15 protein-coding genes are annotated in these 21192 nt (G+C 72.2%); 8 read left to right on the plus strand and 7 right to left on the minus strand.

Annotated elements, in window-relative coordinates; genetic code table 11:
• Window positions 1–197 precede the first annotated feature (197 nt).
• Window positions 198–1667 carry a sigma-54-dependent transcriptional regulator gene (locus ACTZWW_RS20660; RefSeq protein WP_444782856.1) on the minus strand — a complete coding sequence of 490 codons (1470 nt, stop codon included), beginning with the start codon at window positions 1665–1667 and terminating at the stop codon, window positions 198–200.
• Window positions 1668–1872: 205 nt separating this feature from the next.
• On the opposite strand from ACTZWW_RS20660, the gene ACTZWW_RS20665 reads away from it, so the two are divergent.
• The 3 genes from ACTZWW_RS20665 to ACTZWW_RS20675 all read left to right on the plus strand — a co-directional run bounded on the left by ACTZWW_RS20665 (window position 1873) and on the right by ACTZWW_RS20675 (window position 5943).
• Window positions 1873–3765: a M3 family oligoendopeptidase gene (locus ACTZWW_RS20665; protein WP_444782857.1), complete on the plus strand. Its 1893-nt coding sequence runs from the start codon at window positions 1873–1875 to the stop codon at window positions 3763–3765.
• Between the two features lie 128 nt (window positions 3766–3893).
• Entirely contained in the window at window positions 3894–5267 is a 1374-nt protein-coding gene (locus ACTZWW_RS20670; RefSeq protein ID WP_444782858.1) for an ABC1 kinase family protein, read from the plus strand.
• A gap of 43 nt (window positions 5268–5310) precedes the next feature.
• Window positions 5311–5943 carry a hypothetical protein gene (locus tag ACTZWW_RS20675; protein WP_444782859.1) on the plus strand — a complete coding sequence of 211 codons (633 nt, stop codon included), beginning with the start codon at window positions 5311–5313 and terminating at the stop codon, window positions 5941–5943.
• An 11-nt stretch (window positions 5944–5954) separates the two neighbouring features.
• Here ACTZWW_RS20675 and ACTZWW_RS20680 read toward each other — a convergent pair whose 3' ends face one another.
• Window positions 5955–6377: a universal stress protein gene (locus tag ACTZWW_RS20680; RefSeq protein ID WP_444782860.1), complete on the minus strand. Its 423-nt coding sequence runs from the start codon at window positions 6375–6377 to the stop codon at window positions 5955–5957.
• A 200-nt stretch (window positions 6378–6577) separates the two neighbouring features.
• On the opposite strand from ACTZWW_RS20680, the gene ACTZWW_RS20685 reads away from it, so the two are divergent.
• Entirely contained in the window at window positions 6578–7795 is a 1218-nt protein-coding gene (locus ACTZWW_RS20685) for an MFS transporter (RefSeq protein ID WP_444782861.1), read from the plus strand.
• A 21-nt stretch (window positions 7796–7816) separates the two neighbouring features.
• Here the strand turns inward: ACTZWW_RS20685 and ACTZWW_RS20690 are convergent, their stop codons facing one another.
• From ACTZWW_RS20690 to rpmH, 4 genes are all read right to left on the minus strand, one after another.
• Window positions 7817–8290 carry a hypothetical protein gene (locus ACTZWW_RS20690; protein ID WP_444782862.1) on the minus strand — a complete coding sequence of 158 codons (474 nt, stop codon included), beginning with the start codon at window positions 8288–8290 and terminating at the stop codon, window positions 7817–7819.
• Between the two features lie 133 nt (window positions 8291–8423).
• Window positions 8424–10262, minus strand: a complete 1839-nt coding sequence (gene yidC / locus ACTZWW_RS20695; protein ID WP_444782863.1) for a membrane protein insertase YidC — start codon at window positions 10260–10262, stop codon at window positions 8424–8426.
• Window positions 10263–10268: 6 nt separating this feature from the next.
• A complete protein-coding gene (rnpA, locus tag ACTZWW_RS20700; RefSeq protein ID WP_444782864.1) occupies window positions 10269–10811 on the minus strand; it encodes a ribonuclease P protein component in 543 nt (180 codons plus the stop codon).
• Between the two features lie 31 nt (window positions 10812–10842).
• Window positions 10843–10977, minus strand: a complete 135-nt coding sequence (rpmH, locus tag ACTZWW_RS20705) for a 50S ribosomal protein L34 (RefSeq protein ID WP_011631430.1) — start codon at window positions 10975–10977, stop codon at window positions 10843–10845.
• A 330-nt stretch (window positions 10978–11307) separates the two neighbouring features.
• Here rpmH and ACTZWW_RS20710 point away from each other — a divergent pair, with 330 nt between their 5' ends.
• The 3 genes from ACTZWW_RS20710 (at window position 11308) to ACTZWW_RS20720 (ending at window position 18403) form a co-directional block, all read left to right on the plus strand.
• Window positions 11308–11967: a tetratricopeptide repeat protein gene (locus ACTZWW_RS20710; RefSeq protein ID WP_444782865.1), complete on the plus strand. Its 660-nt coding sequence runs from the start codon at window positions 11308–11310 to the stop codon at window positions 11965–11967.
• A 28-nt stretch (window positions 11968–11995) separates the two neighbouring features.
• Entirely contained in the window at window positions 11996–13414 is a 1419-nt protein-coding gene (gene der, locus ACTZWW_RS20715) for a ribosome biogenesis GTPase Der (protein WP_444782866.1), read from the plus strand.
• A gap of 75 nt (window positions 13415–13489) precedes the next feature.
• Window positions 13490–18403, plus strand: a complete 4914-nt coding sequence (locus ACTZWW_RS20720) for a DUF3320 domain-containing protein (RefSeq protein WP_444782867.1) — start codon at window positions 13490–13492, stop codon at window positions 18401–18403.
• A gap of 5 nt (window positions 18404–18408) precedes the next feature.
• Here ACTZWW_RS20720 and ACTZWW_RS20725 read toward each other — a convergent pair whose 3' ends face one another.
• Window positions 18409–19494 (minus strand): substrate-binding domain-containing protein, encoded by a 1086-nt coding sequence (locus ACTZWW_RS20725; RefSeq protein WP_444782868.1) that lies wholly within the window; start codon window positions 19492–19494, stop codon window positions 18409–18411.
• Between the two features lie 301 nt (window positions 19495–19795).
• Here ACTZWW_RS20725 and ACTZWW_RS20730 point away from each other — a divergent pair, with 301 nt between their 5' ends.
• A complete protein-coding gene (locus tag ACTZWW_RS20730) occupies window positions 19796–21073 on the plus strand; it encodes an ABC transporter substrate-binding protein (RefSeq protein WP_444782869.1) in 1278 nt (425 codons plus the stop codon).
• Window positions 21074–21192: the final 119 nt, after the last annotated feature.

A 21192-nucleotide genomic window follows, 5' to 3' on the forward strand; every position in this document is an offset into this window, starting at 1 on the left:
GCGCCAGGGCCGGCGCGGCGCGGTTGCGGGCGGCGCGGTTGCGGGCGGCGGGGTTGCGGACGGGACGTGGGGCGAACGCGATCATCTGGGGAGCCTGCCAACCTTGGCCGTTGTCATCAATCGTCGTGAGGCCCGCGCGCGCGTTTTCCCGCGCGCTGTTGCACCCGCGCCGCAAGCATCCGGGGCGCGGACCACCCTCAGGCGGCGGCCTCGTCCTCGAGCCCGAATTCCTTGAGCTTGCGGTAGAGCGTCGAGCGCCCGATCCCGAGCCGGCGTGAGACCTCCGACATGTGCCCGCGATAGTGCCTGAGCGCGAATCGGATGATCTCGAGCTCGAGCTGCTCGAGAGTGCGCGCCTGCCCGTCCTCGTCGAGGAGGGGGAGCGCGCTCGGGTCCTTCACCTCGACGTGCACGACCTCGCGCACCGGCGCCTGCGCGGTCCCCGTCTCGGCGAACACCGGGGCGGGCGGGATGCGGACGTCGTAGCCGGCGACCTGGGCGGCGATCTGCGGGAACTCGTCGACGCCGAGCTGGTCGCCGTCGCAAAGCACCACCGCGCGGAAGATCGCGTTCTCGAGCTGGCGCACGTTGCCCGGCCAGTCGTAGCGGGTCAGCAGCTCCATCGCCGCGGGCGCCACCCCGCGCACGCGCTTGCCCTCCTCCGCCGCCACCCGCGCCACGAAGGAGCGCACGAGGTCGGGGATGTCCTCGCGGCGCGCCCGCAGGGGCGGCAGCGTCATCGGGAAGACGTTGAGGCGATAGTACAGGTCCTCGCGGAACTTGCCCTGCTTGACGAGGTCGAGCAGGCTCTTGTTCGTCGCCGAGACGAGGCGGATGTCGACGCGCACGGACCGCTTCGCGCCCACCGGATCGACCTCGCCCTCCTGGATGGCGCGCAGGAGCTTCACCTGCGCGTCGAGAGGCAGCTCGCCGATCTCGTCGAGGAACAGCGTCCCCCCGTTCGCCTCGACGAACTTGCCCAGATGCCGCTCGGTCGCGCCGGTGAAGGCGCCCTTCTCGTGGCCGAAGAGGGTCGATTCGACGAGGCTCTCGGGGATCGCTCCGCAATTCACGGTGATGAACGGCTTGCCGCGCCGGTCCCCCGAGCCCTGGATGGCGCGCGCCAGCACCTCCTTGCCCACCCCCGATTCGCCCTCGATCAGCACGGGGATGGTCGACTTCGCCGCGCGCTCCGCGAGACGGATCACGCGCAGCATGTCGGGCGAGCGCGAGGCCAGGTCCTTGAAGCTGAGCGTGCCCTCGGCCCGGCGCTTCATGCGCCGGATCTCGTCCTCGAGCTGGTCGACCCGCAGCGCGTTCGTCAGCGACACCTGCAGCCGCTCGGCGCCCACGGGCTTGACCACGAAGTCTATCGCCCCCGCGCGCATGGCCTGGACCACGGTCTCGATCGAGCCGTGGGCGGTCTGCACGATCACCGGCGCGTCGATCCCCGCCTCGCGCATGGCGGCGAGGAGCCCCATGCCGTCGAGATCGGGCATGACGAGGTCGAGCACCACGGCGCCGATCCCGGGCTCCGCGCGCAGCGTCTCGAGCGCCTGCGCCCCGCTCTCCGCCACGCGCACCTCGTACCCGAATCGCCGCACCATCGCCTCGAGCAGGCGCCGCTGCACGGGGTCGTCGTCCACGATCAGGATCGTCGAGGTCATAGAGGGGCACCAGGCTCGAGGGGATGTGTCGTTTCGGGGCACCTTGGGGCCAAGGGGTTAAGAGGGTGTTGACGCGGCGGCGCATGGTTGTGGATGGCCGCGACGGCCCGACGCGACCGCGACGGTTGCGCGCGCGGCCCGAGCGGCCAATATGGCTCCTCACGCATCGCGTATCGCCACCGCCGCCCACGAGGACACTCGCCGCATGACGATCGACCGCTCGCCCGCCAGCCCGCTCTCCCGCGCACCGAAGGCAGCCGCCGGGAGCGGCGCCGCCACGAAAGGCGCTCCCGCGAAGGGCACTGCGGCGACCGAGTTCGGCACCCTGCCCGAATGGGATCTCACCCATCTCTACCCGGCGATGGACGCGCCCGAGCTCGCCCGCGACATGGCGGCGGCCAAGGACGAGTGCGCGGCGTTCGCGCAGGCCTATCGCGGGAAGCTCGCCGGGATCGCGGCGGGGGAGGGGGCGGCGCGGGCGCTGTTCGAGGCCATCGCCCGCTACGACCGGCTGGAGGACCTGCTCGGCCGGCTGATGTCCTACGCCGGCCTCGTCTATGCCGGCGACACGACGGACCCGAGGCGGGCGAAGTTCTACGGGGACACGCAGGAGCGTCTCACCGCCGCGACCGCGCAGCTCCTGTTCTTCCCCCTCGAGCTCAACCGGCTCGACGACGCGCGCGTCGACGCGCTCGTCGCGCAGGCGCCGCTGTCGCACTACAGGCCCTGGCTCGAGGACCTGCGCAAGGACAAGCCCTTCCAGCTCGAGGATCGCATCGAGGAGCTGTTCCACGAGAAGTCCGTGACCGGGCGCGGCGCCTGGAACCGTCTGTTCGACGAGACCATCGCCTCCCTCCGATTCACGGTGCGCGGCGAGGAGCTGCCGATCGAGCCGACCCTCAACAAGCTCCAGGACCGCGACGAGACCGTGCGGCGCGACGCGGCGGCGGCACTGGCCGCCACCTTCCGCGAGAACCTGCGCACGTTCACGCTGATCACCAACACGCTCGCCAAGGACAAGGAGATCTCGGATCGCTGGCGCGGTTTCACGGACGTCGCCGACCAGCGCCACCTCGCCAACCGCGTCGAGCGCGAGACGGTGGAGGCGCTCGTGGCCGCCGTCCGGGAGGCCTATCCGCGGCTGTCGCACCGCTACTATGCGCTCAAGGCGAAGTGGTTCGGCAAGCCCGAGCTCGAGTTCTGGGATCGCAACGCGCCGCTGCCGAAGGTCGAGCAGCGCACGATCCGCTGGGAGGACGCGCGCGCCACCGTGCTCGACGCCTATGCCGGCTTCTCGCCGAGGATGGCCGACATCGCGAGGCGCTTCTTCGACGAGGGCTGGATCGACGCGCCGACGCGGCCGGGCAAGGCGCCGGGCGCCTTCGCGCACCCGACCGTGCCCTCGGCCCACCCCTACGTGCTGCTCAACTACCAGGGCAAGCCGCGGGACGTGATGACGCTCGCCCACGAGCTCGGCCACGGCGTCCATCAGGTGCTCGCCGCGCCCCAGGGCGCGCTGATGGCGCAGACGCCGCTGACGCTCGCCGAGACCGCCAGCGTCTTCGGCGAGATGCTCACCTTCCGCCGCCTCCTCGACCAGACGACGAAGCCGGCCGAGCGCCGCGCCATGCTCGCCGCCAAGGTCGAGGACATGATCAACACGGTGGTGCGCCAGATCGCGTTCTACGAGTTCGAGCGCAAGGTGCACGTCGCCCGCCGCGAGGGCGAGCTGACGACCGAGGATCTGAACGCCGCCTGGATGTCGGTGCAGGCGGATTCGCTGGGGCCGGCGATCCGGCTCTCGGAGGGCTACGAGACCTATTGGGCCTACATCCCCCACTTCGTCCACTCGCCGTTCTACGTCTACGCCTACGCCTTCGGCGACTGCCTGGTGAACTCGCTCTACGGCGTCTACGAGAACGCCTCGGACGGCTTCGTCGATCGCTATTTCGAGATGTTGGCCGCCGGCGGCACGAAGCACTACGGGGAGCTCTTGAAGCCCTTCGGCCTCGACGCGACGACGCCGGAGTTCTGGAAGATCGGCCTGTCGATGATCGAGCGGCTGATCGGGGAGCTCGAGGCGATGGAGGAGGGGTGAGCGGGGGGCACGTCCCGCTGCCCTCGTCCGCCCCTGCGGCCATAGACCTCTCCCCCAGGGAGCTGGCTGGCGGCCGGGTGCGCCTTACATCCACCCCGACGGACGACCTCGAGGACAGGCGCAGCCCCATGAGCGAAGGCAACGACCGAGACCGCGAGGCCAACCGCTTCTCCGCCCGCGCCGCCCGCTACGCGCGGGTGGGCGCGAACATGGGCGGCGTCGCCGCGCGCATGGCCGGCGCGCGCATGCTCGGGCGCGAGGACGCGCAGGGCGCCGCCGCGCTCGCGCAGGCGCTCGGCGGTCTCAAGGGCCCGATCATGAAGGTGGCGCAGCTGCTCGCCACCATTCCCGACGTCGTCCCGCCGGAATACGCCGCCGAGCTTCAGAAGCTCCAGGCGGAGGCGCCGCCGATGGGGGCGGCCTTCGTCAAGCGCCGGATGCAGGCCGAGCTCGGCCAGGGCTGGCGGGCGCGCTTCGGCGCGTTCGACCTCAAGCCGGCGGCGGCCGCCTCGCTCGGTCAGGTGCACAAGGCGACCACGCTCGACGGGCGTGAGATCGCTTGTAAGTTGCAATATCCGGACATGCAGTCCGCGGTGGAGGCGGACCTGCGCCAGCTCGACTTCGCCTTCGCGCTGCACAAGCGCATGGATCCGGCGATCGACACGAGCGAGATCAAGAAGGAGATCGCCGAGCGGGTGCGCGAGGAGCTCGACTACGTCCGCGAGGCCAAGCACGCGCGAATCTACGCCCACACGCTCGCCTCCGTGCCCGAGGTGCGCGTGCCCGACATCGTCGACGAGCTGTCGACGAAGCGGCTCCTCACGCTCGGCTGGCTCCAGGGCAACAAGATCCTCGGCTACAAGGACGAGCCCGTCGAGGTGCGCAATCGCCTCGCCATCGCGATGTTCAAGGCCTGGTGGCACCCCTTCTCGTCGGGGGCGATGATCCACGGCGACCCGCACCTGGGGAACTACTCGGTGTGGGAGGAGGACGGCGAGGCGCGGGGCATCAACCTGCTGGACTACGGCTGCGTGCGCATCTTCCCGCCGAAATTCGTGGGTGGCGTCGTCGATCTCTATCGCGGCCTGCAGGAGAACGACCGCGCCCGGATGGTCCACGCCTACGAGACCTGGGGCTTCAAGCGGCTCAACGACGAGCTGATCGACATCCTCAACATCTGGGCGCGCTTCATCTACGGCCCGCTGCTGGAGGACCGCACCCGCACCATCGCCGACGGCGTCTCACCGGGCGCCTACGGCCGGCGCGAGGCCTTCGAGGTGCACAAGGCGCTCAAGGAGAAGGGGCCGGTGACGGTGCCGCGCGAGTTCGTGTTCATGGACCGGGCGGCGATCGGGCTCGGCGCGGTCTACCTGCACCTGCGCTCGGAGCTGAACTATCACCGCCTCTTCGAGGAGGAGATCGCCCGCTTCGATCTCGACGCGCTCGCCGCGCGCCAGGCCGAGGCGCTCGCGGTCGCGGGGCTCGCGCCGCCGCAGGGGTGAGCGGGCGCTTGCGTTTCGGCCCGCGCGCGTCCATGGAACCGCCATGACGCGCGACGTTTCCAAGTCCCTTCCAGAGCCCCTTCCAGAGCCGTCCGGCGACACGTCCCGGGAGGCGTTCGCCTACGAGCAGACGCCCCGCCCGGTCGGCTTCCCGATCGCCTTCCGGCTGAAGGGCAAGGCACTCGAGGTGGAGCGGATGGGTCGCGTCGACCGGCTGCCGCTCGAGCGGGTGAGGGAGGTGCGTCTCACCTACGCGCCCGCATCCTTCGCGCCGGGGCGGCGCGAGGCGAAGCTCAAGCTCGACGACGGGCGCTCGGTAGCCATCTCGTCGGTCACCTACCGCGCCATGTTCGACGCCCGTCGGCAGGACGCCGCCTACGGCCGGTTCCTGCGCGAGCTCCTGCGCCGCACGGCCAAGGCCGCGCCGCAGGCCCGCTTCGTCGCCGGCCGCCCCTGGCCGATCTGGATCGTGACCGCGCTCGTGTCCGTGCTGATCGTCGGCGCGCTCGCGGTGTTCGCGCTCGAGATTCACCGCATCGGCGAGACCGCCCTCGCGCTCGTCGCCGCGGCGGTGGCGCTGCTCGGGATCTGGCAGCTCGAGCCGATGGTGCGCCTCAACAAGCCGCGGGGCTTCTCCCCGGACGACCCGCCCGAGAGCCTCGCCCCGCGGTCGTGATCCGCCCGCCGTCAGCGCACCACGAGCACCGACGACGTGGCGTGGCGCACGATCGTGGTGGCGTTCGAGCCGAGCAGGTAGGTCGCCATCGTGGGACGGTGCGAGCCGATGACGACGAGGTCCGCGCCCGCCTCCTCGGCCTCCGCCAGCACCTCGTGGTAGATCGATCCGAGCCGCACCACGGCCGAGACGCGCTCCTTCGGCAGCGGCACGGTGGCGGCGATGTCGGCGAGCGTCTCCTCGGCCTCGCGCTGCTGGTCCGCCTCGAACGACGCGGGGACGTATTCCATGTAGGTCACCGGCATCAGCGGGCGCACGTAGATCAGCCGGATCGTGCCGTCGCCGGCGTCCGCCAGGCGCGCGGCGGTCGCGAGCGCGCTCTCCGAAGCCTTGGGTTCGGCGAGATCGACGGGAACCAGGATCGTCTTGTACATGGGGACCTCCTCGCGGGTGCGCGTCTCTCGCGCGGCCTTCCAGGGAAACGTAGGCGTCGCGGGTCGCGTTCACGTTGATCGATCGCAAGGCCCGGCTCGCGCCGCGAGGCGGTGGTGCGCAGACGATGCGGGCGTCATCGCCATTTGACGTCGCCCGCGCATTGGCGTCTCGTGCGCAATCGCCCGCCCGGAGCCGTACCTTGCCGCCTCACGCCCCGTCCCGGCTCCCCGCCGTCGCCGCCTCGCCCATCGCCTTCCTGATGACGCTCGCCTTCGTGAACTGGCTCGGCTTCGCGAGCTGGCAGGCGCTCTTGAACAACTTCGCCAAGGACGCCGCCGGGTTCGACGGCTTCCAGATCGGCGTGCTCCAGTCGGTGCGCGAGATTCCGGGCTTCCTCGCCTTCACCGCCGTCTTCCTGTTCATGATCATGCGCGAGCAGACGCTCGCCTACCTCTCGATCCTCATGCTCGGCGTCGGCGTGGCGCTGACGGGGTATCTCCCCTCGTTCTGGGGGCTCATCCTGACGACGACCATCATGTCGATCGGCTTCCACTATTTCGAGACCGCGAACCAGGCGCTCTCGCTCCAGCTCCTCACCAAGAAGGAGGCGCCGCGCGGCATCGGCAAGATCTACGGGGCGGCCGCCGCGGCTCAGCTCGTGGCCTACGGCGCCATCGCCGGCGCCTTCCTGCTGATCACGCCCTCCTACGAGGCGATGTACCTCATCGCCGGCGGCGCCACCGTGGCGCTCGGCATCCTGGCGATGGCGGGCTTCAAGCGCTTCCAGGGCGAGACGAAGCAGAACCGCGGCATCGTGCTGCGCCGGCGTTACTGGCTCTACTACGCGCTCACCTTCCTGTCGGGGGCGCGGCGGCAGATCTTCATGGCCTTCGGCGCCTTCCTGCTGGTCGAGCGCTTCGGCTACGAGGTGTCGACGCTCGCCCAGCTCCTGTTCCTCACCTGCGCCATCAACGTCGTCGCCGCGCCGCTGCTCGGGCGCGCGATCGGCTACTTCGGCGAGCGGGCGACGATCCTCGCCGAGAACGTGGTGCTGGTGCTCGTCTTCCTCGGCTACGCCTTCACCGGATCGGCGCTGGTCGCGGGGGCGCTGTTCGTGCTCGACGGCGTATTCTTCACGCTGACCATCGCGCAGAAGACCTACTTCCAGAAGATCGGCGACCCCGCCGACATCGCGCCCACGGCTTCCGTCGCCTTCACCATCAACCACATCGCGGCGGTGGCGATGCCTGTGACCTTCGGCGTGATCTGGATGAGCGACCCCTCGGCGGTGTTCCTCATCGGCGCGGGGATCGCCTGCGCCTCCCTCGCGCTGGCCTTCCTGGTCCCGCGTCACCCCGACGCCGGACGCGAGACGGTGCTGTCGCGGCCCGCGGCCGCGGCGATGCCGGCGGAGTAGGACGGGCGGCGCCGATTTCCGTCAGTCGGCGTCCAGGGCGCCGGGACGGGTGTCGCGCTGGAACTGCAGCTCCGCGAGCGGGCCGCACGAGCCCGACGCCACGTCCTCGAAGGCGATGCCCGGCCCGACACGCGACAGGCGGCACTCGAGCGGGAAAGCGATCTCTCCGGTCTCGCCTGCGGTCGCGGCGAGCTCGAGGACGCCGTTGATGATCTCATAGCGGCCTTCAGCGCCGATCCCCACGCCGGGAGCCTCGAGCTCGAAGCGCAGGGCGCTGAGCGACAGGGTGATGTCGTCGGCGCGGTACGCGCCCGGATTGAGGGCGACGTGAGTGCTCGGAGGAGGGATGGACGGCTGGCGTGCCACGGGCGGCGGCTCCGAGAGCAACGCCGCCGGCGCCTCGCTCTCGACCGCGGCCGGCGGAGCGTCGTTGTCCTGGGCGGTCTCCGGTGCCCCGTCGCACGCCGCCAGCATTAGTGCGGAGAGCAGCGTCATGGACGCGGGAAGAGGGCGCGATCGTCCATTCATCGTTCTCCCGTAGCCGCTCGCACGATGCCCGGTCAAGGCCGCGGCCTCGCTCGATGCCGCCCTCGTGCGGATCGCGCCCCAGGAACCGGGCTCGCGTCGCTCATCCCTTGGCCGCGGCCCTGCCGCCGCCGAGCATCTTCTTGATGTTGTCCCACAGCTCGATCTTCACGCCGTGGCGGCGCATGATGAAGCCCTGCTGGAGCACCGAGAGGAAGTTGTTCCAGGCCCAGTAGATGACCAGTCCCGCCGGGAACGAGGCCAGCATGAAGGTGAAGATCACCGGCATCCAGGTGAACACCGCCTTCTGCACCGGGTCCGGCGGCTCGGGGTTCATCTTCATCTGGACGAACATCGTCAGGCCCATCACGATCGGCCAGACGCCGACGGTCAGGAGCGCCGGGGTCTCCCAGGGGATGAGCCCGAACAGGTTGAAGATCGAGGTCGGGTCCGGCGCGGCGAGGTCCTGCACCCAGCCGAAGAAGGGCGCGTGGCGCATCTCGATCGTGACGAACAGCACCTTGTAGAGCGCGAAGAAGACCGGGATCTGGATCAGCACCGGCCAGCAGCCGGCCACCGGGTTGATCTTCTCGCGTTTGTAGAGGTCCATCAGCTCCTGCTGCTGCTTCATCCGGTCGTCGCCCCAGCGCTCCCGGATGGCCATCATCTCCGGCTGCACGGCCTTCATCTTGGCCATGGAGGCATAGGACTTGTTGGCGAGCGGCAGGAAGAGGATCTTCAGCAGCACGGTCACGATCAGGATCGCCACGCCGAAGTTGCCGAACACGCCGAAGAAGAAGTCCAGCGCGTAGAACATCGGCTTGGTGATGAAGTAGAACCACCCCCAGTCGATCAGGAGGTCGAACTGGCGGATGCCGTAGGCCTCGCCGTAGCCGTCGACGACGTCGACCTCCTTGGCGCCCGCGAAGAGCCGCTTCGTCGAGGTCGCGCTCTCGCCCGGCGCGAGGGTGCGCGCGGCGCCGAGCGCGTCGGCCTGGAAGATCGGCGCGCCGCCGGCGCTCTCCGCCGTGTAGCGGCCGGTGAAGCTCGTCTCCTGGTCGGGGACGATGGCGGTCGCCCAGTACTTGTCGGTGATGCCGACCCAGCCGCCGGTGACGTCGCGCCACACCTCGCCGGTGACGGCGGCGCGCAGCGGGTCGGCCTCGGCGATGTCGTCGTAGCCCCACTCCTGCAGGCCCTCGTCGCCGAGCACGCCGATGAAGCCCTCGTGGATGACGAAGTAGCCGAGCACGTTGGGCATGCCGTGGCGCGACACGAGACCGTACGGGTAGAGCGTGATCGGCTCCCCGGACTGGTTGAGCGCGCGATCCTCGATCGTGAACAGCGCGTCCTGGTCCACCGAGATCTCGCGCTCGAAGACGATGCCGGCCTCGTTGGTCCACGTCAGCGTGACCGGGCTCTGCGGCGTGAGCGCGTCGGCGTCCGTCTCCCAGACCGTCTGCGAATCGGGCACGCCGCCCGGTACCTCGCCGCCGCCGATCCAGCCGAACTCGGCGTAGTACGGGTTGGCGGTGTTCGAGGGCGAGAGCAGCACGATCGGGTCGGAGCCCGGCTCGGGCGTCTCGAAGTAGTCCTTGAGGATCAGGTCGTCGATGCGCGCGCCGCGCAGGTTGATCGAGCCCTCCTTGGAGGGCGTCGAGATCGGCAGGCGCGGGGCGGCGGCGAGCGCGGCCTCGCGCGTGGCGGGGAGGCTCTGCCCCGGCACGAGCGTCTGCGTCGGAGCCCCCGGCGCGATGCCGCCGCCGGACGGCAGCGGCAGGTTCGGCTGTGCCGCGTCGACGGCCTGCGCGGTCTGCTGCTGGGCCGCGAGCTCCGCCTCGCGCTGCGCCTGCGGCGCCGCGTAGAAGTACGTCCAGGCGACGAACACGATCACCGAGAGGACGATCGCCAGGATCAGGTTGCGGGAGTCTTCGTCGCGCATGGAGCTCTACGGGGTCACTTCGGGATTGCCTGGGGGAGGCGCGTCGCGCCGGCTCGTGCCGCTGCCGCGGCGGCGCCCGCGCGGGGCACCCCCGTGCTCGGGCCGCGCGCCGCCGGGCTTGGTCACCACGTGGAGGGCGCGCGCGAAATCGTCAATGAGGGAGGAATACGGCGCCTCGAGCGCCGGGCGCCGGGCGATCACGACGACGTCCGCCGGGGGAAGCGGATCCGGCGGGCGCGGCGCCTCGGGGGTGCGCTCCGCCGCGACGTCGTGCCGCGCATCGGCGCGCGCCTCGTGCGGCCCGCTCGCCCCGCGCGCGAGCGCATCGCGGGTCGCGTGGCGCAGGCGCCGCTTGATGCGGTTGCGCTCGACGGCGTTGCCGACCTTCTTCGTCACCGTGAAGCCGACCCGCAGCGGGGCGTCGTCGTCCCGCAGCAGGCCCTGCACCGTCATGCGCTCGCAATGGAAACGGCGGCCCGAGGCCGCCGCGACGAACTCCCGTCGTTTCGTCAGGCGACCGGCACGCGGCGCGTCGTTGGTCCCGCGCATCGCCGGCTCGCCCCCCACAGCCCTCCTCCGCTCAGGCGGAGAGGCGCTTGCGCCCCTTCGAGCGACGGTTGGCGATCACCTTGCGGCCGCCGACGGTCGCCATGCGCGCACGGAAACCGTGGCGGCGCTTGCGCACGAGCTTGCTGGGTTGATACGTCCTCTTCACGGCCTCGTCTCCGCTCGGTTCTCTAACGTCTCGCCGCGGGCCCGTCCCGAATGCTGCGCGGATCGGGTCGAAGAGACCCGCGCGCGACGCCCGCTGCTCGTCATGATGCACATGGGAAGCCGACGCCGCTCGCGCGGAGCGCCGCTCCAGTCGGGCGGCTTATGGAGGATGGGGGCTGGAAAGTCAACGCGAGGAGGGGCATCGCATCGAGCCCGCCGCGCTCCACCTCGCGCCCGTCACGAAACGCTCGCCACGCCGGGCGGCGTATGATAGGCGCATCCGCTCTATCGTCATGCGAGGGGGCGCGCCCGGGCGCGCCGTTCGAGGTTCATGGATCAGTTCACCCGCGAGGTCGACGAGGAATATCGCCGCGCGCAGATGGCGGCGCTGTGGAAGCGCTTCGGGCCGCTCGTCGTGAGCGTGCTCGTCGTCGTCGTCGTGGGCGTCGCCGGATACACCTGGTGGGAGGCGCGCGAGCGCCAGCGCGCCGAGGAGGCCTCGCTCGCGCTCTACGAGGCGTCGAGCCTGGTCGAGCAGGGCCGCTCCGACGAGGCGAGCGCGCTGCTCTCCGGACTCGCCGAGGAGGCGCCCGGCGCCGCCGGCGTGCTCGCGCGGCTGCGGCTCGCGGCCATCGCGGCGCAGACGGACATCGCCGAGGGCGTCGCCGCCTACGAGGCGATCGCCTCCGACGCCGGCGCGCCGGCGGTGCTGCGCGATCTCGCCCGGCTGCGCGGGGCGCTGCTCCGGCTCGATTCCGCGCCCGACACGGCGCTGCCCGTGCTCCAGAGCCTCGCGGCGGGGGAGGGGGCCTTCCGCCACACCGCCCGCGAGCAGCTCGGCCTCGCCGCGCTGCGCCGCGGCGACTACGCCGCCGCCGGCGAGTGGTTCGACCGCGTCGCCACCGATCCGCAGACGCCCGGCGCACTGCGCCAGCGTCTCGCCATCTATTCCGCCCTGGTGGCCGCCGGCCCGCTCGGCGCCGCGAACTGAGAGAGAGCCCGCCCGCGCGGGACGCACCATGTCGCTCGTCGTCGCCGTCGTCGGCCGCCCCAACGTGGGCAAGTCGACCCTGTTCAACCGCCTCGTCGGCAAGAAGCTCGCGCTCGTCGACGACCGACCCGGCGTGACCCGCGACCGGCGCGAGGGCGATGGGAAGCTCGCGGACCTGCGCTTCCGCATCATCGACACCGCCGGCCTCGAGGAGGCCGATCCCGGCAGCCTCGCCGGGCGCATGCGCGCGCAGACCGAGCGCGCCATCGCGGACGCCGACGTCGTGCTCTTCGTCATGGACGCGCGCACGGGCCTGCTCCCCGCCGACCAGCCCTTCGCGGAGCTGGTGCGGCGCTCCGGCAAGCCGGTGATCCTGCTCGCCAACAAGGCGGAGGGACGCGCGGGGGCGGAGGGGACCTACGACGCCTACGGGCTCGGGCTCGGCGAGCCGATCGCCTTCTCGGCGGAGCACGGCGAGGGGCTCGGTGAGCTCTACGACGCGCTCCTCGTGCACATGCCGCGCGACGCGGCGGCCGAGACGCTCGAGGACGGCGAGGAGGCCGACCTCGCCCGCGGCGCGGCGCCGATCGAGCTCGATCCGGAGATCGACGAGGACCGCGACGAGACGCCCGTCGGCAAGCCGGTGCAGATCGCCATCATCGGGCGCCCCAACGCCGGCAAGTCGACGCTGATCAACCGCATGCTCGGCGAGGACCGGCTCCTGGTGGGCCCCGAGGCCGGCATCACCCGCGACGCCATCACCGTGCCGTGGGAATGGCGCGGCAAGGCGGTGAAGCTCATCGACACGGCGGGCATGCGACGCCGCGCCAAGGTGCAGGAGAAGCTCGAGAAGCTCTCGGTCTCCGACGGCCTGCGCGCCATGCGCTTCGCCGAGGTGGTGGTCGTGCTCCTCGACGCCACGATCCCCTTCGAGAAGCAGGACCTCACCATCGTCGACCTCGTCGAGCGTGAAGGGCGCGCGGTGGTGATCGGCCTCAACAAGTGGGACCTCGTCGCCGACCAGCCGAAGCTCCTCGCAGAGCTGCGCGAGAAGGCGACGCGGCTCCTGCCGCAGGTCAAGGGCGCGCCCGTCGTGCCGCTGTCGGGGCTGGCGGGGGAGGGGATCGACAGGCTGATGCACGCGGTCTTCGCCGTCTACGGCACCTGGAACCGGCGCATCTCCACGGCGAAGCTCAACCGCTGGCTCGGTGACGCGCTCTCCGCCAACCCGCCCCCGGCGGTCTCCGGCCGGCGCATCAAGATCCGCTACTGCACCCAGGTGAAGGCGCGCCCGCCGCACTTCTCCTTCTTCGGCAACCAGCTCCACGCTCTGCCGAAGAGCTACACGCGCTATCTCGTCAACAGCCTGCGCGAGACCTTCGAGCTGCCGGGCGTGCCGATCCGCTACTCGCTGCGGGTGGGCAAGAACCCGTACGACAAGGGCTGAGGGCCGCGCTCGCGTGCCGTTCGCCGCCTGCTCCCGCCGCTTGCATCTTCGTTTCACGGTTGCGATAAATCCGAGGTGAACGGCCTCGTCGCGGGGCTGTCGCGCAGGAGACGCACCGTGGACGACCAGCCGAGCGCGCGGACGAATCGCACCCGCCTGGAAGCGGAGCTCGCCGCGGCGCGCACGCGGCTGATCGAAACCGGGACGCGCAACCGGCTGGTGCACGTGAACCGCGCCTCGAAGCGCCCCGCGACCCTCGCCGTGGGCGTGCCGGACACCGAGGTCCTGTTCGCGCGTCTCGTTCGTGAGGGACGCGCGCTGCGCTTCGCCCCCGACCCCGTCCTCGCCGCCCGCGCCGCCGCCGGTGCGCGGGAGGAGGACGAGCCCCTCGCCGATGAGAATGCGGCGGAAGGCGGCGGCGCCTTCCGCACCCCGATGACGCTGCCGGACGCCGTTCTCGACGAGGACGAGGAGGACGAGGAGGACGCGGCGGACACGTCTCCTGCGCTCTCCGCGCCCGCGGGGCCGCGGCCGGATACGCTCGCCACCCGGCTCGGGCCGGCGGCGCTCGACAAGCGGCTCCTGCGCTTCTTCCGCGACGCCCGCCTGCTCGAGGAGGAGCAGGGCGTCAACATCCTGTACCTCGCCATCGGCTTCCTGCGCTGGTACGAGGACGAGCGCACCGACGTGCCCCGCGAGGCGCCGCTCGTGCTCGTCCCGGTCTCGCTCGTGCGCGACGCGCGGCGCTCGACCTTCGACCTGAGGGCGCGCGAGGAGGACATCGGCCTGAACCTCCCGCTCGCCGAGCGCCTGCGCGAGCTCGGCGTGACCCTGCCGCCGATCCCCGAGGCGGAGGACTGGACGCTCGCGACCTACTTCGATTCCGTGATGGAGGCGGTCTCCGGCAAGCCGCGCTGGGGCGTGGACCGCGGCGGCGTCGAGCTCGGCCTGTTCTCCTTCGCCAAGCTCCTGATGTTCCACGACCTGGAGCCCGAGAAGTGGCCCGGGCGGGCGATCCTCGACCACCCCCTGCTGCACGGCCTCCTGGTCGAGGGCTTCCCGGAGGCACCGGCGCCGCCCGTGGTCGTGCCCGGCGCGCTCGACCGCCGCTTCCGGCCGAGCGACCTCCTGCACGTGGTCGATGCGGATCATTCGCAGACGCTCGCCATCGAGACCGTGCGGGCGGGCGGGAATCTCGTCGTGCAGGGGCCGCCGGGCACGGGCAAGTCGCAGACGATCGCCAACCTCCTCGCGGCGGCGGCGCACGACGGGCTCTCCGTGCTCTTCGTGGCCGAGAAGATGGTGGCTCTCGAGGTCGTCCATGCGCGCCTCGAGCGTGCGGGGCTCGGGCCCCTGTGCCTCGAGCTGCACTCGCGCGCGGCCAACAAGCGGCTCGTCGCGCAGGAGCTCGGCCGCACCCTCGAGGCCCGCGCCGACGCGCCGGACCTCGCCCGCAGCGAGCGGCGGCTCGCGGAGGTGCGCGACGCGCTCAACGCCGCGAGCGAGGGGCTGCACGCGCCGCTCGGCGAGAGCGGGACGACCCCCCACCGCGCGCTGGGCGACCTCGCCCGTGCCGCCGGCCTGGGCCTGCCGCCGCCGACCGTCGCGATCGAAGGGCTGGCGAATGCCGACGCACGGTCGTGGGAGACCCTCGTCGCGCAGGTGGCCGGGCTCGCGGAGCTCGTCGCCCGTCACGGCCGCGCCGACGACCATCCCTGGCGCGGCGCGACGCGGCTCGCGCTCCAGCCGCTCGACCTCGAGCGGCTCGCACCGTCCTGCGCGGCGCTCGCCGAGGTCTTGCCGCATCGGGTCGAGGCGTCGGGGCGCTACGCCGAGGCGCTCGGCCGTGCTGCGCCGCGGACGCTCGGCGAGATGGCCGGCCTCGCCCGCGCCCTCGACGCCTTGGCGCAGGCGCCCGGCGGCCCGGAGATGCGCGATGCGCTCGTCGCGCTCCCCGAGGCCGTGCTCGCCCGCTGCGAGGCGCTTCTCGCCGAGGCCGCGGAGGCGATCGCCGCGATCGAGGCCGACCTGCCGCTCTTCGCACCCGCGGCGCTGGAGGCGCGCACGGCCGACGTCCGCGCCGCCCTCGCGCGCGGCGCCGGCTCCTTCTTCGCGCGGCTCGGCGGCGGCTATCGCCGTGCGGTCGCGGAGCTGGCGACGTGGATCACGGGGGACTTGCCACGCGAGCCGGCCGAGCGCCTCGCGCTGCTCGACCGGCTGATCGCGCTGCGGCAGCGTCTCGCCACGCTCGACGAGGTCGGAGCGCAGGCGCGCGACACGCTGGGCCCACTCTGGGCGGGGCGGCGCACCGACGTCGCGTCCCTGCGCGCGATCCTCGCCTGGCGGCGTGGCCCCGCCGCGATCCTCGGTGCCGACCTCGCCGGGCGATGGCCGCGCCTGCGCGCCTATGCCGGCGACGCGCGGCTCGCCAAGGCGTCGGCGGACGTCGATGCACTGGCCTCGGAGAGCCGGGAGGCGGCGAGCACCGTGCTCGACACGCTCGGGCTCGACCTACCCCGCGCCTTCGGCGTCGCACGCCTCGAGGCGATCCCGCTCGCCGCTCTCGCCGAGCGCCTGGCCGGTTGGCGGGACGGGACGGCGCGGTTTCCCGAGTGGCGGGCGCTCGCGCAGGCGCAGGCCGCTCTCGCCGAGGCGGGGGCGGACGATCTCGCCCGGCGCCTCGCCGACGGGCGGCTCGCCCCCGGCGCCGCGCTGGAGGAGCTGCGCCACGCCCGTGCCGAGGCGCTCTGGACGCGCGCTCTCGCCGAGCGGCCGGGGCTGGCGACGCTGGAGGGCCTGCCGCGCGGCGAGCTCGTCGCCGAGTTCGCGCGGCTGGAGCACGCCCGCCGCGGCGAGGTCGCCGCGCTGATCCGCGCCCGCCACGCCGCTGCGATGCCCCGCGGCGGCAGCGGCGAGATGGCCGTGATTCGCGGCGAGATCGCCAAGAAGCGCGGGCACGTGGCGCTGCGCCGCCTCGTCGCCCGCGCCGGCTCGGCCCTCCAGCGCATCAAGCCGATCTTCCTGATGAGCCCGCTCTCGGTGGCGCAGTACCTCGAGCCGGGGCGCATCCGCTTCGACCTCGTCGTCTTCGACGAGGCGAGCCAGGTGCGCCCGGAGGATGCGCTCGGCGTGCTCGCCCGGGCCGATCGCGTCGTCGTGGTCGGCGACGCGAAGCAGCTGCCGCCCACGAGCTTCTTCGATCGGCTGATGGCCGAAGCGGTGCCCGCGGAGGAGGAGGAGGCGCAGGACGACACCGACGACGCGCTCGCCGGCGCGGCCAAGGCGACGGAGCTGGAATCGATCCTCACCCTGTGCGAGGCCCGCGGCCTGCCGCGGACGCGCCTGCGCTGGCACTACCGCTCGCGCCACCCCTCGCTCATCGCGGTGTCGAACGCGGAGTTCTACGATCACGACCTCGTGCTGCCGCCCTCGCCGCAGGCGGAGCGGGGCGCGCAGGGCCTCGTCGCCACCCGCGTCCCCGGCGCCTACGACCGAGGCGGCACGCGCACGAACGCCGTGGAGGCCCGCGCGGTCGTCGAGGCGGCGGCGCGCCATTCCCGCGAGCGGCCGGGGGAGTCGCTCGGCATCGTCACCTTCTCCACCGCCCAGCGCGACCTCGTCTCGCTGCACCTCGACGAGGCGCGCCGCGCCGACCCTACGCTAGACGCCTTCATCGTGGCGCGCGAGGGCGGGGAGAGCCTGTTCGTCAAGAACTTGGAGAACGTGCAGGGCGACGAGCGCGACGTGATCCTCATCAGCGTCGGCTACGGCCCGCGCCGGGCGGGCGAGCCGCTCGACACGATGGCGTTCGGGCCGGTCTCGTCGGACGGGGGAGAGCGGCGGCTCAACGTGCTGTTCACCCGCGCGCGGCTGCGCTGCGAGGTCTTCGTCTCCTTCTCGAGCGGGGACATCGACCTCGCCCGCGGTCGCGGGCGCGGCCCCGCCGCGCTCAGGCGGTTCCTCGCCTATGCCGAGACGGGCGTGCTGGAGACGGCCGGCGCCACGGGGCGCGACCCCGAGAGCGGCTTCGAGGAGGATGTCGCGCGCGTCGTCGCCGGCCTCGGATACCTCGCCGATCCGCAGGTCGGGCACGCGGGCTTCCGCATCGATCTCGCGATCCGCCATCCCGAGAGGCCGGGGCGCTGGATGCTCGCGGTCGAATGCGACGGCGCGAGCTATCACGGCGCTCTGTGGGCGCGCGAGCGCGACCGCCTGCGCCAGGAGATCCTGGAGGGCATGGGCTGGCGCTTCCACCGGATCTGGAGCACGGACTGGTACTACCACCGCGAGGCCGAGATCATGCGTCTGCGCGCGGCGCTCGAGGCCGCGCAGGCCGAGCCGCCGCCCGCGCCGGCGCCACCGCCCGCACCTCCACGGAAGAACGAGCACGACATGCTCGTGCCCGACACAGCGCCGCTCCACGGCGCGCCCGGCCCCGCCGCCGGCGACCCCTACCGCGCCGCCGCGCCGGTCGCCCCGCGGGGCGTCGAGCCGCACGAGGCGCGCCTGTCGGACGTCGCGCGCATGGTCCGCGAGATCGTCGCCGTCGAAGGCCCGATCCACGCCGACGAGATCGCCCGCCGCTACGCCGCCGCCTTCGGCGCGCAGCGCGCCGGGGCACGCATCGCCGAGACGGTCGCGCGCGGCCTCTCGGCTGCGGCCGCGCGCCGGGAAGGCCTCGGCGAGAGCGACGACGCGCTCGTGGTCGAGCGCGGGTTCTGGATGACGCGGGCGCAGCAGTCCGCACCGCCGGTGCGCGACCGGAGCGACGCGCCCCCCTACACGCGCCAGCCTTCGATGATCGCCGCCGCGGAGATCCGCGCCGCGCTGGGGCGGGCGATCGCCGACAACGGCGCCCTGTCGCACGAGGAGGCCGTCACCGCCGTGGCGCGCCTGCTCGGCTTCCAGCGTACGGGATCGGAGCTGCGGGCGCGCATCGGCGAGGCGTTGGACGAGACGGCGACCGAGGCCGCTTCTCGCCCGCGCTGAGCCGCTCACCGTGTCGGGCGGCGGTCCCCGGCGCCGCGGCTCCCGGCGCGGGCCGCCGCCGTGCCGCCGCGCACCCCGCGCGGAGGGGCGACGGACGGGCGGAAGACGAGGTCGACCTGCCACAGTTCCTGGAGCGCCTTCGGGTCCACCCCGGAGATGCGTTCGATCAGCATCTCGCCGATGCGGTAGCCCGCGCGGCGGATGGGGGAGAGCGTCGTCGCGAGCGGCGGGTCGAAAGTCTCCGCCTTGAGGAAGGGCAGGGCGTCGTCGTGCGCGATGACCGAGACGTCACGCCCCACGGCGAGGCCGAGATCGCGCGCGGCGCGATAGACGCCGAGCGCGAGCAGCACGCTCGAGGCGAGGAAGGCCGTGGGCCGCTCCGCCGCCTCGAGCATGGCCCGGGCGAGCCGGTAGCCGACCTCCTCCGTCATCGGCGCATTCGTGACCCGGCCCGGCGCGGCCGAGAGCCCGCGCGCGGCGAGGGCGCCGCGATAGCCGTGCTCGCGGTCGCGCGCGAAGGTCAGCGCGGCGTCCCCGTTCAGCAGCGCGACGTCGGTGTGGCCGAGGTCGAGCAGCAGCGCGGTGGCCCGGGCGAACGCGTCCTCGTTGTCGATGTCGAGATAGGCGTAGGGCAGCGTCTCCTGCGTGCGGCCGTGCACCACGAACGGCGCGCCGAGCGCGGTGAGCTCGGCTATGCGCGGATCGTGCAGCGTCGGCGAGGAGAGAACGAACCCGTCGACGCGTCCGGCGTTGACGAGACGTCGGTACGTCTCGAGCTCCTCGTGGGGCGGCGTCGCCCGCAGCGACAGCTCCATCTCGGTGCGCGCGATCATCTCCGCCAGGCCGGCCAGGAGTTCGAAGAAATGTGGGTCGACCAGCAGGTTGCGCTCGACCGGAAACAGGATCGCGACGGTCCCGGCCCGGCCGGTGGCGAGGCGCCGCGCCGCCGGGTTCGGTCGGTAGTTGAACTGGCGCGCCGCCTCGAGCACCTGCCTGCGCGTCGCCTCGGCGACGTCGGGATAGCCGTTGAGCGCCCGCGAGACGGTCGTCTGCGAGATTCCCAGGTGCGCGGCAAGTTCCTTTAGATTCATACCGCTCGTCCAAAGCGCTTTGAGACCGCATTGTGCGAGGTTTCAGAGTATCGTGCAAGGCTTTCCGCGTATGCGAAAAGATATGTTGCAGTGCAAAACAGAAAATGATGCGACGCTTCCTTGACAGGTTACCCCACGTCGTTCTACGGCTTTCCCAAAGCGCTTTGGATGCGCAACGTGGGGAGACCCGGACCGCTTCGGGAGCGACCCTCGATGTCGCGAGCCGGGGCGTTCGTCTGAACGGAGTCCAAGGGCGGCGATGTGCAACGGCGCTCGCCGGCAGCAAGGGAGGACATCACGCATGCACGTTCGCACTCTCATCGGCGCCTCGGCGCTGGCGTTGACGGCGGCGCTCGCCGCCGGCGGGGCGCAGGCGCAGGGCGCCTCGATCTCGATCTCCTGCGGCGCGCTGGGCCAGGAGCTCGACATCTGCCGCGACGGCGCGGAGGCCTGGGCCGAGGCGACCGGCAACACGGTGACGGTGGTCTCGACGCCGAACTCCTCGACGGAGCGCCTCGCGCTCTACCAGCAGCTGCTGGCGGCCGGCGCGGCGGACATCGACGTCTTCCAGATCGACGTGATCTGGCCCGGCATCCTGGCCGACCACTTCATCGATCTCGCGCCCTTCATGGACGGCGCGCAGGACGAGCACTTCGAGGCGATCGTGGAGAACAACACGATCGAAGGGCGTCTCGTCGCCATGCCCTGGTTCACCGACGCGGGGCTGCTCTACTACCGCTCCGACCTGCTCGAGAAGCACGGCTTCGAGGTGCCCACCACTTGGCAGGAGATGACCGAGACCGCCAAGGCCATCCAGGACGCCGAGCGGGCCGAGGGCAACGGCCAGATGTGGGGCTTCGTGTTCCAGGGCCGCGCCTACGAAGGCCTGACCTGCAACGCGCTCGAGTGGGTCGACGCCTTCGGCGGCGGTTCCATCGTCGATCCCGACGGCACGGTGACGATCGACAACCCCAACGCTGTCGCCGCGCTCGATCTGGCCTCGACCTGGATCGGGAACATCACGCCGGAGGGCGTGCTGAACTACGCCGAGGAGGAGGCGCGCGGCGTCTTCCAGTCCGGCAACGCCGTGTTCATGCGCAACTGGCCCTACGCCTACCCGCTCGCCAACGGCGCGGACAGCCCCATCTCCGGCAACGTCGGCGTCGCGGCCCTGCCGAAGGGCGGCGAGGACGGCAAGAACACCGGCACGCTCGGCGGCTGGCAGCTCGCCGTCTCGCAGTACTCGGAGGAGCAGGAGGCTGCCGCCGACCTCGTGCGCTACCTGACGTCCTACGAGGAGCAGAAGCGCCGCGCCATCGTCGGCGCCTACAACCCGACGATCGCCGCGCTCTACGAGGACCAGGAGGTGCTCGACGCGGTGCCGTTCTTCGGCGACCTGTACGACACGTTCGTCAACGCGGTGGCGCGTCCCTCGCGTCCGACCGGCGAGGCCTACAACCAGGTCTCGGCGGAGTTCTGGGAGGCGAGCCACAACGTGCTCACTGGCAGTGCCACGGCCGAGGAGGCCCTGGCCGACCTGCAGTCGCAGCTCGAGCGCATGAGCCGTCGCGGCTGGTGATCCGCGACGCGCTCCCCCCGGGAGCCAGAGACGTCGGCGCCCCCCCGCCCCCCTAACCGCCCCGCCGCCCCCCCCCCCCCCCCCCGGGGTAGAACCGCCCCGGCCCCGGGCCGGCCCGC

Source organism: Salinarimonas sp. NSM, assembly GCF_052380005.1.
Classification (GTDB): Bacteria; Pseudomonadota; Alphaproteobacteria; order Rhizobiales; family Beijerinckiaceae; genus Salinarimonas.

What these genes read in the sequence shown, in the direction of transcription:
- ACTZWW_RS20660 (WP_444782856.1), bottom strand. Translation starts at nt 1,667, where the DNA reads ATGACCTCGACGATCCTGATCGTGGACGACGACCCCGTGCAGCGGCGC.
- ACTZWW_RS20665 (WP_444782857.1), top strand. Translation starts at nt 1,873, where the DNA reads ATGACGATCGACCGCTCGCCCGCCAGCCCGCTCTCCCGCGCACCGAAG.
- ACTZWW_RS20670 (WP_444782858.1), top strand. Translation starts at nt 3,894, where the DNA reads ATGAGCGAAGGCAACGACCGAGACCGCGAGGCCAACCGCTTCTCCGCC.
- ACTZWW_RS20675 (WP_444782859.1), top strand. Translation starts at nt 5,311, where the DNA reads ATGACGCGCGACGTTTCCAAGTCCCTTCCAGAGCCCCTTCCAGAGCCG.
- ACTZWW_RS20680 (WP_444782860.1), bottom strand. Translation starts at nt 6,377, where the DNA reads ATGTACAAGACGATCCTGGTTCCCGTCGATCTCGCCGAACCCAAGGCT.
- ACTZWW_RS20690 (WP_444782862.1), bottom strand. Translation starts at nt 8,290, where the DNA reads ATGACGCTGCTCTCCGCACTAATGCTGGCGGCGTGCGACGGGGCACCG.
- yidC (WP_444782863.1), bottom strand. Translation starts at nt 10,262, where the DNA reads ATGCGCGACGAAGACTCCCGCAACCTGATCCTGGCGATCGTCCTCTCG.
- rnpA (WP_444782864.1), bottom strand. Translation starts at nt 10,811, where the DNA reads ATGCGCGGGACCAACGACGCGCCGCGTGCCGGTCGCCTGACGAAACGA.
- ACTZWW_RS20710 (WP_444782865.1), top strand. Translation starts at nt 11,308, where the DNA reads ATGGATCAGTTCACCCGCGAGGTCGACGAGGAATATCGCCGCGCGCAG.
- der (WP_444782866.1), top strand. Translation starts at nt 11,996, where the DNA reads ATGTCGCTCGTCGTCGCCGTCGTCGGCCGCCCCAACGTGGGCAAGTCG.
- ACTZWW_RS20725 (WP_444782868.1), bottom strand. Translation starts at nt 19,494, where the DNA reads ATGAATCTAAAGGAACTTGCCGCGCACCTGGGAATCTCGCAGACGACC.
- ACTZWW_RS20730 (WP_444782869.1), top strand. Translation starts at nt 19,796, where the DNA reads ATGCACGTTCGCACTCTCATCGGCGCCTCGGCGCTGGCGTTGACGGCG.